The sequence below is a fragment of the Aeromonas sp. R3-1 genome (genome assembly GCF_040908345.1).
GTDB classification, from domain to species: Bacteria; Pseudomonadota; Gammaproteobacteria; order Enterobacterales; family Aeromonadaceae; genus Aeromonas; species Aeromonas veronii.
Genome location: NZ_JBFODN010000075.1, coordinates 37,069 through 49,030, shown reverse-complemented (window position 1 = coordinate 49,030; position 11,962 = coordinate 37,069). Strand labels below are relative to the sequence as shown.

Annotated in this window: 10 protein-coding genes; 2 read left to right on the top strand and 8 right to left on the bottom strand. The window is 61.0% G+C overall.

What is annotated here, in order from left to right:
- The coding region (gene acs / locus AB5Y85_RS05025; protein ID WP_368221237.1) for an acetate--CoA ligase at positions 1 to 1,579 on the bottom strand (1,579 nt) is incomplete at its 3' end.
- Between the two features lie 166 nt (positions 1,580 to 1,745).
- Between acs and AB5Y85_RS05020 the strand changes: the two genes are divergently transcribed.
- Entirely contained in the window at positions 1,746 to 2,027 is a 282-nt protein-coding gene (locus tag AB5Y85_RS05020) for a hypothetical protein (RefSeq protein WP_225315392.1), read from the top strand.
- A gap of 60 nt (positions 2,028 to 2,087) precedes the next feature.
- Here the strand turns inward: AB5Y85_RS05020 and AB5Y85_RS05015 are convergent, their stop codons facing one another.
- The 5 genes from AB5Y85_RS05015 to torC form a co-directional block, all read right to left on the bottom strand.
- Entirely contained in the window at positions 2,088 to 4,493 is a 2,406-nt protein-coding gene (locus AB5Y85_RS05015; protein WP_257687231.1) for an EAL domain-containing protein, read from the bottom strand.
- 189 nt (positions 4,494 to 4,682) lie between these two features.
- Positions 4,683 to 5,051 (bottom strand): hypothetical protein, encoded by a 369-nt coding sequence (locus AB5Y85_RS05010; protein WP_042080620.1) that lies wholly within the window; start codon positions 5,049 to 5,051, stop codon positions 4,683 to 4,685.
- 7 nt (positions 5,052 to 5,058) lie between these two features.
- On the bottom strand, positions 5,059 to 5,727 hold the full coding sequence (gene torD, locus AB5Y85_RS05005) for a molecular chaperone TorD (RefSeq protein ID WP_101531272.1): 669 nt from the start codon (positions 5,725 to 5,727) through the stop codon (positions 5,059 to 5,061).
- 99 nt (positions 5,728 to 5,826) lie between these two features.
- Positions 5,827 to 8,319: a trimethylamine-N-oxide reductase TorA gene (gene torA / locus AB5Y85_RS05000; RefSeq protein WP_257687224.1), complete on the bottom strand. Its 2,493-nt coding sequence runs from the start codon at positions 8,317 to 8,319 to the stop codon at positions 5,827 to 5,829.
- Between the two features lie 27 nt (positions 8,320 to 8,346).
- A complete protein-coding gene (gene torC, locus AB5Y85_RS04995; protein WP_123173668.1) occupies positions 8,347 to 9,513 on the bottom strand; it encodes a pentaheme c-type cytochrome TorC in 1,167 nt (388 codons plus the stop codon).
- Between the two features lie 145 nt (positions 9,514 to 9,658).
- Between torC and torR the strand changes: the two genes are divergently transcribed.
- Positions 9,659 to 10,372 (top strand): two-component system response regulator TorR, encoded by a 714-nt coding sequence (gene torR, locus AB5Y85_RS04990; RefSeq protein WP_257687225.1) that lies wholly within the window; start codon positions 9,659 to 9,661, stop codon positions 10,370 to 10,372.
- Between the two features lie 36 nt (positions 10,373 to 10,408).
- Here the strand turns inward: torR and AB5Y85_RS04985 are convergent, their stop codons facing one another.
- Positions 10,409 to 10,813 (bottom strand): GFA family protein, encoded by a 405-nt coding sequence (locus AB5Y85_RS04985; protein ID WP_257687226.1) that lies wholly within the window; start codon positions 10,811 to 10,813, stop codon positions 10,409 to 10,411.
- A 37-nt stretch (positions 10,814 to 10,850) separates the two neighbouring features.
- On the bottom strand, positions 10,851 to 11,897 hold the full coding sequence (gene torT, locus AB5Y85_RS04980) for a TMAO reductase system periplasmic protein TorT (protein WP_101531268.1): 1,047 nt from the start codon (positions 11,895 to 11,897) through the stop codon (positions 10,851 to 10,853).
- Positions 11,898 to 11,962: the final 65 nt, after the last annotated feature.

Genomic DNA, 11,962 nt, shown 5'->3' with positions numbered 1-11,962 from the left:
CCATGCGGTGGCCGGAGACGTTCAGTACATCATCCACCCGACCGGTGATCCAGTAGTAGCCGTCCTCGTCGCGACGGGCACCGTCGCCGGTGAAGTAGCGGCCCGGGAAGGTGGAGAAGTAGGTCTGCTCGAAGCGCTCGTGATCGCCGAATACGGTGCGCATCTGGCCCGGCCAGGAGTCGGTGATCACCAGGTTACCCTCGGTGGCCCCCTCCAGCGGTTCGCCCATGTTGTCGACCAGCGCAGGTTGCACCCCGAAGAAGGGACGAGTCGCCGAGCCCGGTTTCAGGTCGGTGACGCCGGGCAGCGGCGTAATCAGGATGCCGCCGGTCTCGGTTTGCCACCAGGTATCGACGATGGGACAGCGCTCATCACCAATGGTGCGGTAGTACCACTCCCAGGCTTCCGGGTTGATGGGTTCACCCACCGAACCCATGATGCGCAGGCTCTGGCGTGACGTGCCGGTGACCGCTTCGTTACCCTTGGCCATCAGGGCGCGGATGGCGGTAGGGGCGGTATAGAGGATGGTGACCTGGTGCTTGTCCACCACCTGACTCATGCGGTTGGTGGCAGGGTAGTTGGGCACCCCTTCGAACATGATGGTGGTGGCACCGTTGGCAAGCGGCCCGTATACCAGATAGGAGTGACCAGTGACCCAGCCCACATCGGCGGTACACCAGTAGATATCCTCTTCGTGGTAGTCGAACACATATTTGAAGGTGAGGGTGGCATAGACCAGATAGCCGCCGGTGGTGTGCAGCACCCCTTTGGGTTTGCCGGTGGAGCCGGAGGTATAGAGGATAAAAAGCGGATCTTCGGCGTTCATCGCCTCGGGCGGGCAGTCGCTGCTGACGGCGGCGGTCGCTTCATGCCACCAGATGTCGCGGTGGTTGTGCCAGGCGACATTACCGCCGGTGCGCTTGAGCACGATCACCTTGTTGACCTGGGTTTCCGGGTTGGTGAGCGCTTCATCCACATTCTTCTTGAGCGGCACCGGACGGCCACCACGCAGCCCTTCGTCGGCGGTGATTACGATGCGCGAGCCCGAGTCGATGATGCGGCCGGCCAGTGCTTCCGGCGAGAAGCCGCCGAAGACAATGCTGTGTACCGCGCCGATGCGGGTACAGGCCAGCATGGCGATGGCGGCTTCCGGCACCATGGGCATATAGAGGCAGACCACGTCGCCGCGGTGCACCCCTTGGGCTTTCAAGACGTTGGCAAACTTGCACACTTCGCTGTGCAATTCGCGGTAGGTGAGTTTGCGATCTTCGGCAGGGTTGTCCCCTTCCCAGATGATGGCGACCTTGTCACCCCGTTCGGCGAGATGGCGATCGAGACAGTTGGCCGAGACGTTGAGCTGGCCATCTTCAAACCATTTGATGGAGACATGGCCTGGATCGTAGGAGGTGTTCTTGACCTTGGTATAGGGTTTCATCCAGTCGAGAATTTTTCCCTGCTCTCCCCAGAAGGTATCGGGATCCTCGACGGAGGCCTGATACATGGCGGCGTAGTCGCCCTTGTCCAGCAGTGCATTGCTGCTGATATGGGGTTTGACCGGGTAGACCTTGCTCTCGCTCATCTGTCACTCCTTTGAATAGATCTTTTAATGGTTTCTTAACAACTTATACCTTTGGTGGCGGGGGGCAATTAGACTTTTGGATAGGCGGCAAAAGTTGGTTACAGGACAAAGAGTGACAATTAATCGGCGAGTGGGTAAAAGGGGGCGTGTCGATTAATTGGATGTCATGATGTTTTCTCTGTTGCTCTGTGCATCCCTCTGGCAGTTTGATGCGCCAGTGCCCGCTGGCGAACCCCCGAAAGAGTTTGCGATCACCCATCAGGAGGCCTCACCTGCGCTGCGGGATCGGGTGGCCGATCAGCTTGGTCATGCATGGCAGGCCAAGGAGCCCGGTACCAGACTCACCTTCAGCGAGCCAGCTCCCCGTTATGCTGGCGAATCACCGTTGACGCGCATGCTCAATGATCGTGATGATGGTTGGGAATCCCGCTTGCAGATCGAGTGGTAATCCAGTCGGCAGCCAGGAGGCGGATGCCTCCCGGCTGGTGATGATGATTGCCTGCCGCTATCAGACGTAGCGTTGATGCAGGCGATCTCCCATATGTTCGACATGCAGTGGTTTGCTGAACAGATAGCCCTGTCCTTCGCCGCAGTTGAGTGATTGCAAGAAGGCGTGTTGTGCCTTGGTTTCAATCCCTTCGGCGGTGACCTCCATATCCAGACTGTCGGCCAGATTGATGATGGTGCGGCAGAGCTCCCGACTGTTCTTGTCTTCCGGTAATGCTTGCACAAACGCCCGGTCGATCTTGATGCGATCGATCGGCAGGGTCTTGAGCAGACTCAGTGACGAGAAGCCGGTACCAAAGTCATCGATGGCAATCTGCACGCCGAGATTTTTCAGGCGGGTAAAGAGATCCAGACTCTGTTCGACCCGCTGGATGATGCTCTCCGTCACCTCTATCTCCAGCCGTTCTGGCGGAAATCCGGTCTCGGCCAGAATAGCGGCGACCCGTTCAACGTAGCCCGGGGAGCGCATCTCCCGTACCGACACATTGACCGACAAGCGGGGCACCGGCAGTCCGGCGGCCAGCCAGTTTTGTCCCTGCTCGCAGGCATTGCGCATCACCCACTCCCCAATTTTCTCGATCAGGCCGCACTCCTCTGCCACCGGAATAAAACGGGTCGGCGCTATCATTCCCTCATTCGGATGCTGCCAGCGCAGCAGGGCCTCCAGCCCACTCAGGTGGCCGTTGGCCAGATTGGTCATGGGTTGATAGAAAATGCAGAGCTGTTCGAGCTCCAGGGCCTTGAGCAGACCCTGCTCAATCTGCATTCGCTCGCGGGCTCGAGCCGCCATGCAGGGGGTATAGAACTGGAATCCGTTGCGCCCCTGACTTTTCGCCTCGTACATGGCGCTGTCGGCGGCGCTGACCAGGGTTTCCGGGCTGTCTGCATGATCCGGATAGATGGCGATACCGATACTTGCCGAGATCGCCACCAGCTCATGGGCCAGCTCAACCGGTTCACGCAACACGGTCAGCAGGGTATTGGCCAGGGTTGCCAGCTCGTCAGGCTCCTCCAGATAGGGGATCAGCACCAGAAACTCGTCTCCCCCGAGGCGGGTCGCCAGATCGTTGTGCTGCAGGCAGCTGCGGATCCTCTCTGCCAGCCGCTTGAGCAGCTCATCGCCAACCCCGTGGCCCAGGCTGTCGTTGATCAGCTTGAAGCCATCCAGATCGATAAAGAGCAGCCCCAACCGTTTGCGATTGAGCTGCGCGGTTTTCAGCTCAAGGGCCAGCCGCTCCTGCAACAGATGACGATTGCCCAGCTCGGTCAGGGGATCGTGATAGGCAAGGTGATTCAGTTCGGCCTCCACCTTGCGAATGGCGCTGATGTCGGAGAGGGCGATCACATAGTGAGTAGTGTTGTTGAAGTTGTCATAGACAGCGCTGATCTGCTGCCAGGAGGAGAAGTAGCTGCCATCCTTGCGCAGACAAACCATCTCGCCATGCCAGGCGTTGTTACCGGGGCGCAGGTGATACCAGGGATAGTCGAGGTCGGTGTAGCGCCTGGGATGCATGATGATATCCGGGGTACGGCCTATCACCTCCTCGGCATTGTATTGGGTCAGCATGGTGAAGGCCGGGTTGACCGACAGAATATGGTGCTCGCTGTCGAGGATGATGATCCCCTCGGCCGTGGTATCGAATACCACGTTGGCCTGATGGAGTCGTTCCTCCTGACGGCGGCGGGCGGTGGCATTGTGAATGACTCCCATGACCCGGTGGCCGACCGACTCGGTGGCGGGGACATGGTCGGCATGAATATCGACCCAGTGGCGCTCGTTGAGAGCGGTGAGGTAGCTCAGGGTGAGATGGATGGGGTCATGACTTTGCAGGGCGGCCTTGAGCTGGCTGCCGGATTCCGGTTCAAAACAGTCGACGAACGCTTGCAGCCCACCGTGGAACTGGTTGGCCTCAATGCCCAGCAGCGGCTCAATCTGGCCGTCGAACAGCAGTCTGTCCTCCGCCACGTGCCACTCCCACACCCCGATTTGGGCCGCTCGCATTGCCAGTTGCAGCCGTTGTTCGGTTTCGTACTGCTCGGTGATGTCCCGTACGATGGCGAGGATGCCGTTCAGCTCTCCCTTCTCATCACGCATCGGGCTGTAGGTGGCCTGAAAGCGGCGGGAGCTGTTGTCGTACGCCGCGGTTTGGCCCGTGATGGCGATATCCACGTAGGGCATGCCGCTGCGCATGATCTGCTGAAACATGGGCTCCAGAGTCGGTGCCAGCTTGGGAACCACCTCTCTGAGGTGCTTGCCCTGATGCTCCTCGATGCTCTTGCCATTGATGTCGGCCAGCACCTGATTGACTTTACGGTAGCGAAATTCGCAGTCAAAGACGCCGATGCCCAGAGGGGCATTATCCATCACCTGTTCCAGGACGGTGTGATCTGACAGCTGGGTCAACATTGCCTCGGTGTCGGCGTTGAAAAGCTTCCCATCCATGATGACCTCGGCATTGATTGTTTTATCACTTGCATCAGTTGTCAGTATGGCACGAACTGTTTGGCCGGGAGTCAAGCGGAGTTATCTGGTTGTTTTGACGGCAAGAATAGGCAGAAAAACCTGATAAAAAGGATGGAAAAAGGGGGCGAGTGGTTATCCCTTCTGGCGACCAAACGCCTGAATACCGCGCACAAATACCAGCCAGCCGAGCAGGTGAAACGGGAGTGCAAGCAGATAGAGCAGCAGGAAGTGCGACTCGCTGCCGCTGCTGTTGATGAAGTCGATCCAGGCGGCCAGCAGCGCCAGCATGCCGGCAATCTGGAAGCGGCGGCGCAACACCACCTCGACGCCGAGATTGGCAAGGTAGAGGGTGAGCAGGATGCCAGCAAATCCGGTGAGCTGGGCGGTGCCGTAGAGCTCGCGATCCGGGTTGAACAGCAGCGCGATCAGGGGAGTAATGCCCTGATCCAGCGGGATCAGGGCCAGCAGCCAGCATGCAATCAGAAGCAGGGCTGTCTTCATCGCGGCCTCAGTCGGCGGACGGTGCCGGTTTGACCAGAGAGAGGTAGTTGGCATCCATCTTGAGGAAGACCCCCAGCAGACGGGCACTGGCGCCGTAGAAGCCAAACCGGTCGGCGGCGCGACAGGCGCTTTCGAACTTGTCGAACCAGCCCAGCAGATGGCCGTGCAGCAGCGCTTCCTGCTCGTCGAGCCAGCGTTCCCGCTCGGCCGCGCTCTTGGCTTCCGCCCCACGGATGATGAGATTGCCCATCAGATCCAGCTCGATGGCCAGATGATCCGCGGGCTCTTTGTATTTGTCGCTGACATTGATACCAAGGCGATCGAGGCGGGCCTGCATCTCGGCCATCGGTGCCTGCATCAGCAACTTGGCTTCGCCGCGGTAGAGCGATTCGTAGGGCAGGGCGCCCTGTTTGGGGTCCACCAGAAACAGCCCGGCGAAGTCGGCGGCGAGTTCCAGTTGGCGATCCGGGCGCACCAGCAGGCGCGCAATGGCCTCGTTGAGTTCGGCCACGGCTTCGCGCATCGGATCCAGGGTGGAGAGGCTTTTCAGGAAGCCTCGCACATCATAGGTGTCATATTCGGCGATCTGCTCATCACTGAGTTCGGCGGCGAACAGGGTGGAGAACCACCAGTAGAGTTCGGCCCGGCGTTCGCTGGTAGCCATAAATTCCTGCATTTTTCCTCCGTGGATGGCAATCGGGAGCCTTGATGGCTCCCGATTCTAACGACTTTAAAAATAAAGGAAACTCAAGGGGGCGCTTTCGTCCCCCCGGGGTCAGAGTGCCGGGAACATGGGGTCGATGCCCTTGGCCGATTCCGGCGCGCCGAAGGCGGTGACAGCAGGTGCCTGTCCGCGGAACTTCTCGATCTCCACCAGCGCGGTATGGGCCGTGGTGGCCTGCGCCAGGCTGGAGGAGCCGATGTCGGCGGTCAGCACGTTGGGGTCACCATAGGTACAGAGCGTCCCTACCTTGCCGCCCTCTTGCGGGCCATACCAGGCTCCTTCCTGAATGCGCACCACGCCGGGGGCGTAGTCATCGCTCACCACCAGACCAGCCAATACCTGACCGCGGCCGTTGAACACCCGCACCAGATCGCCGTCCTTGAGGCCGCGGGATTTGGCATCCTGCGGATTCATATAGACAGGTTCGCGACCCTGCACCGTGTAGGTGGCTCGGTAGTTGTCGGAGGAGCAGAGCTGGCTGTGCAGCCGCTTGTCCGGGTGGCAGGATTGCAGGTGCAGCGGGTACTGTTTGCTGCCCGGCCCACCGTGGGAGCGCTCGTAGGGTTCAATCCAGACCGGATGGCCCGGGCAATCCCCATAGCCGTAGTCGGCGATGGTCTTGGAGTAGATCTCGATAAGGCCAGACGGGGTACCGAGGGGTTCCAGATCCGGCTCCTGACGGAACGACTCGTGACGCACCCAGGGTTGGCCTGCCGGGAAGGTGACGAAGCCTTCGCCGTGCCAGAACTGGCTGAAACGGGGCAGACGAATGCCGATGCCGCGGCCCTGCAGGCGGGCGTCGTCATAGATGCTCTGGATCCACTCCAGCTTGCTCTTGCCGCCGGTGAACTCGGCCTCGCGACCGAAGCGACGGCAGAGATCGGCGAAGATGTCATAGTCATCGCGCGCCTCGAACAGCGGCTCAACCACCTTGTACATGGCCAGAATGCCCGCGTTGGAATGAGAACCCCACTGCTCGATGTCATCCCGCTCATAAGTGGTGGTGGCGGGCAGCACGATATCGGCGAAGCGGCAGCTGGCCGTCCACTGGTGATCGATGCTGACCACGGTTTCCAGCTTGCGCCAGGCCGCGACCATCTTGTTGCGATCCTGCTGGTGGTGGAACGGGTTGTTGCCGCAGAACACCGCCATCTTCATGTGGGGGTAGGTGATGGTCTGGCCGTTGAAGGCGATCTGCTTGCCCGGATTGAGGATGCTGTCGACGAAACGGGCCACCGGAATGTATTTGGAGTAGCCCTTCCAGTCGCCGTCATGGAGTGGTTTAACGCCGGGGATGACCGAGCTGAAACCTGACATGATGGGGCCGCTGGAGGTGATGGTACCCGCCCCGTTGTAGTGCCAGCCAAAGCCGTAACCGCCACCTGGCAGGCCGATCTGGCCAAGCATGGAGGCCAGAACCACCAGCATCCAGGCGTACTGTTCGCCGTGGTGCATGCGTTGCACGCACCAGCCGCCGATAAGCTGGGTACGGCCGCTGCTCATGGCGCGGGCCAGCTCGCGGATGGTCTCGGCAGGGACGCCACAGATGGCGGCGGCCCACTCGGCGTCCTTCACCTGACCATCGCTGGTGCCCAGCAGGTAGGGCAGGAACTTGTCAAAGCCGGTGGTGTAGTTCTTCAGGAACGCTTCGTCGTGGCGCTTCTCGCTGTAGAGGGTGTGGGCGATGCCCAGCATCAGCGGCACGTCGGTCTGCGGATTCAGTGTCACCTGATCGCAATTGAGGTACTTCTGGGTCTTGGATTTGACCGGATCGACACTGATCACCCGGATCTCGCCCTTGGCTACCTTCTCTTTCAGCTGTGCCCAATAGTCGTAGACGCTGTGATCCGGCACCAGCCAGCCCACCTGCAGGTTCTTGATGGGATCCGAGCCCCAGATAACGATGGTTTTGCTGTGCTCCAGCACCAGCGGCCAGGAGGTCTGCTGTTCATACACCTCCATGGCGCCCGCCACGTGGGGCAGGATCACCTGGGCGGCACCGGTGGAGTAGTCACCAGCCTTGGCCAGATAGGTGCCGTGCAGGTTCATGGCACGTCCCAGCATGGCGCCAGCGGAGTGCAGCTTGCCCACCGATTGCCAGCCGGAGTGGCCGGCATAGAGGGCGCTCGGACCATAGGTTTTCTGCACCCGCTCCAGCTCGTGATAGAAAAAATCGAGCGCCTGGGACCAGGTGACCCGCACGAAGCGGTTCTGGCCGCGTTCGCTGGTGTCGGACTGGTGGCCCTTGCGCAGCCAGTCCAGTCGCACCATGGGGTAGCGGATGCGGGAGGGGTTGTAGACCACTTCACTCAAGGCCTTGAGCATGTCGGTGGGGTGCTTGTCGTGCTCGAACGGCAGGGTCTCGACCCAGCGGCCATCGACCACCCGGGCACGGAAGGCGCCCCAGTGGGAGCCGGACTGCACCAGCTTGTCGCCAGACTCGGCAGCCATCACGGCGCGACCGAGCAGGGAGGGGCCGATCAGGGCAGAGGCACCGCTGGCCAGCAAGCCACCCAGAAAACCACGACGGGAAATATTGATCATCTTGTTATTCCTCTTTCGAATCCGGACTTAGTGGCTGCCCTGACCACCGGTATCGGCGGCATGGTTTTGCAGGTATTTGAGCAGGGTGCGCTCCTCTTCCTTGCTCAGGCGATAGTAGGCAGACATCGCCTTGAGCCCCGAGATCCAGCCGTTGGCAGTGAAGTGGGCGGGATCCGGCGCGCCGTGACAGGAGTTGCAGGTGGATTTGTACATCTCGCCGGCGTAATCCCAGATCGGCTTGAGCGAGGACTCAAAGCCCTTGCCATCGACCCAGGCCTGCACCTGAACCTGCTCCCACTTGATATGGGTGGCGCTGTCGGTCTCCTGCTTGAGCACTTTCTCGCTCGCTTTCAGTTCGTCACGGATGGTGGCGACGAAGACCCGCTTGCCCATGTATTCGCTCAGCACCCGGCCCTTGCCATCGCTCTCGCGCCACCCTTCGATGGTCACCTTGAGGCGATCGCCGCTGCGGTCCACCACGTCGATACGGGAGGCGGGCAGCAGTTTGCCGACCGGCTCGCTACTCTGCTCGCTGGCGTAGAGATCTTTTTCACCCAGGTTGTAGAGGGTCTCGGTGGCTGGCGCCTCTTGTGCGTCGCTGACCAGGGTGGCGTAAGTAGCCCGGAAGCCGCCCGCCATGTTGGGCAGTTCGTGGGCGATGCCCTTGTGGCACTCGATGCAGTTCATGTTCTTCGCCGCCGCATCTTTCATCGCCAGCGCGGCCGCCGGGGACTGTTTGGCGTGATCCATGTTGTCGTAGCTGTGGCAGGACTTGCAGGTCTTGGAGTTCTGGCTGCTCATCCGTGCCCACACCTTCTCGGCCAGATGCAGGCGCCGGTCCTCGAACTTCTCCTGGGTGTCGATGCTGTGGCCTATGTACTCCTGATAGAGGTCGTTGGCCGCCTCCATCTTGCGGGCCACCTTGCCGACAAAGTCCTTCGGCTGGTGACAGTCGGTACAGACCGCCTGTACCCCTGAGGCATTCTTGAAGTGGATGGACTCCTTGTACTCCGGATAGACGGTGTCTTTCATGGAGTGGCAGGAGATACAGAATTCGAGGCTGCTGGTTTTCTCAAAGCCGTAGTGCAGGCCGACGGTGCCCGCGAGGGTGACGCCGACGCCCACCAGAAGCAGCGCCAGTACCGACCAGCGGCGGCTGGGGGTGCGCAGGAAGTGCCACAGTTTTTTCATCATGCTCTCTCACATCACTTTTTTGATGGGAGCCATGATAGGGAGGCGTTGTGAACAGGGTTGCCGCCACAAATTAATGAAATAGGGGTATTTATGACAAAATGTGAATAGAATAATCCTCCCTTGTCGACCATCGTGAACCCTGCCCATGAGCTACCACATTCTGGTTGTTGAAGATGATGCGGTTACCCGCGAGAAGCTGACCGGCTATTTCGAGCGGGAGGGCTATCGGGTGACGGCGGTCGAAAACGGCCAGGAGATGCGCGCCGTGCTGGCGGAGCAGACGGTCGATCTGGTGATGCTGGATATCAACCTGCCGGGGGAAGATGGTCTGCTGCTGACCCGTGAACTGCGGGCGCGCAGCACGGTGGGGATCATTCTGGTCACTGGCCGCAGCGATGCGGTGGACCGAATTGTCGGCCTCGAGATGGGGGCCGACGACTATGTCACCAAGCCGTTCGAGCTCAGGGAACTGCTGGTGCGGGTCAAGAATCTGCTGTGGCGGATCTCGCTGGCGACCGCCGCGCCGAGCGAGCCTGCGGTGGCTGACGATGCGGTGCGCTTCGGCCCCTGGCGTTTTGACATCCCCCGCCGTCAGCTCAGCAAGGACGGAGTGCCGGTGCGTCTGACCAAGGCCGAATATGAAGTGCTGGTGGCCTTTGTCGCCCATGCCGGGCGGGTGCTCAGTCGGGAGCGGATCCTGACCCTCATCAGCCATCGCGGCGATGGCCCGAGCGATCGCACCATAGACGTGTTGATCCGGCGGCTGCGCGGCAAGATGGAAGCGGATCCGCGGGATCCCCAGCTGTTTGTCACCGTCCATGGTGAAGGCTATCTGTTTGCCGGTGAGATAGCCTCCTGATCCCGTTGCGGCGGCCTTGACCTGTTTGACCGGGTATCAGACCGGCGGGCGGGTATCAAATTGCGGGCAGTCGTCGCCAATCTGGTGCCAGGGCGCCTTGGAGCCGACAAAGATGTGAAACGCGGGTCGCTGGCTTGGCACATCGTCCAGTATCCCCAACCGCAGATTGATCTTGCCGCTGCTGCTCTTCTGGCTGAACAGGCTGGAACCGCAGTGACGACAGAAGGCCAGGGTGGTCTCTGCCGATTTCCGGTAGCGGCCGATGGCCTCTTCTCCCTTCACTATGGTGACCTTGCTGCCATCCAGTCCGCCGACCGAGGCGTAATCTCCCCCTGAAAACTTGCGGCATTCGCTGCAGTGGCAGTTCCCCATATAGTCGAACTGATCCGGCAGGGTCAGGGCGACGGCGCCGCACAGGCAGCTGGCATGTAACTCTTTCATCTCTTCTCCTTGAGTGTGCTGATCGGATTTGGAACGGCTATTCGACCCGATAGACGGGGCGAAAAGCGCCATCCGAGAGGGAATCGGCGGGGTCGGCCAGCGGTGCAGACAGCGTCAGAATGGGTGGCCCCATCACCCGCGGGCACTGCTCGGCATTGGCATCAGGGTGTTGCAGCAGGCAGACCGCCTGAGCGACAGCAAGGCGCCCCTGCAGCCGCATCTGATCGCTGTTGGCGGCCAGGATCTTGCCCCGGCGCAGGCCCCGCTGTACCCCGTGGCTGAAGTAGGTGCCCAGCACCCGGGGCCTGTCGAGATGGCGCTGCGCCAGCTCGTTGATTGCCACTTCGGCGGCGATGGCGCCCCCCACCAGATAGTCGAGGTCGGGATAGCGGGCCAGAGTTTGCTGCACCAGGGTGCGCTGGATTTCCCGGCTGTTGTCGCCGCGCTCGGTGCTGACCAGCTTGATGGCGCTCCCCTTGATGGCATCGGCAAAGCCCGGCTCTACGAAGTTGTTGCCGCCACTCGCCTGCGGGCCGGGGAAGAGGGCGACCGAGACCGGCTTGCTGCCGGCGGGGTGGCGCTGCGCCAGCCAGTGGCCAATCTGCCAGCCCATCTGGTACCAGGAGACTCCCACTTTGGCCTGCACCAGACCGCTGGGCAGATCGTTGACCAGCCCAAAGACCGGCAGCGGCGTGACCTTGATGGCCTCGCGCAAGCCCTGATAGCTCACCGCGCCGAGCAAGATGGCGTCGCTCCCTTCCTGCACGCAGCGCTGCAACTGCTGGCGCTGCTCGACGAGGGCGCCATAGCCCCCCGCTTCGTGGATCTGCAACTTGACTCCCAGCCGCTTCGCTTCGTCCACCATGCCCTGATTGACCGAAAGCCAGTAGGCGTCGCGCAGATGGGGGTAGAGGGCACAGAGGGTCAGCGGTTTGGTTGCGGCGGCGGGTTCCTGCCACTGCTGGCGCAGCGGCTGGCCGCTGAATTCGCCGCCGGGCCAGATATCGACCGCAAAGGCGAGGGCGGCTCGGGGAAGCATTAGCAACCAGATCAGCAACAACGGGGAGAGATAGACGCTTCGCATGGCCAGGGGTTTTGTTAAAGTGTTGGGCCATATTATCCGGTCAAAGCCGACCACAACCAAGGGAC

Coding starts and splice junctions, on each gene's coding strand:
- AB5Y85_RS05020 (WP_225315392.1), top strand. CDS start 1,746: ATGATGTTTTCTCTGTTGCTCTGTGCATCCCTCTGGCAGTTTGATGCG.
- AB5Y85_RS05015 (WP_257687231.1), bottom strand. CDS start 4,493: ATGTTGACCCAGCTGTCAGATCACACCGTCCTGGAACAGGTGATGGAT.
- AB5Y85_RS05010 (WP_042080620.1), bottom strand. CDS start 5,051: ATGAAGACAGCCCTGCTTCTGATTGCATGCTGGCTGCTGGCCCTGATC.
- torD (WP_101531272.1), bottom strand. CDS start 5,727: ATGCAGGAATTTATGGCTACCAGCGAACGCCGGGCCGAACTCTACTGG.
- torA (WP_257687224.1), bottom strand. CDS start 8,319: ATGATCAATATTTCCCGTCGTGGTTTTCTGGGTGGCTTGCTGGCCAGC.
- torC (WP_123173668.1), bottom strand. CDS start 9,513: ATGATGAAAAAACTGTGGCACTTCCTGCGCACCCCCAGCCGCCGCTGG.
- torR (WP_257687225.1), top strand. CDS start 9,659: ATGAGCTACCACATTCTGGTTGTTGAAGATGATGCGGTTACCCGCGAG.
- AB5Y85_RS04985 (WP_257687226.1), bottom strand. CDS start 10,813: ATGAAAGAGTTACATGCCAGCTGCCTGTGCGGCGCCGTCGCCCTGACC.
- torT (WP_101531268.1), bottom strand. CDS start 11,897: ATGCGAAGCGTCTATCTCTCCCCGTTGTTGCTGATCTGGTTGCTAATG.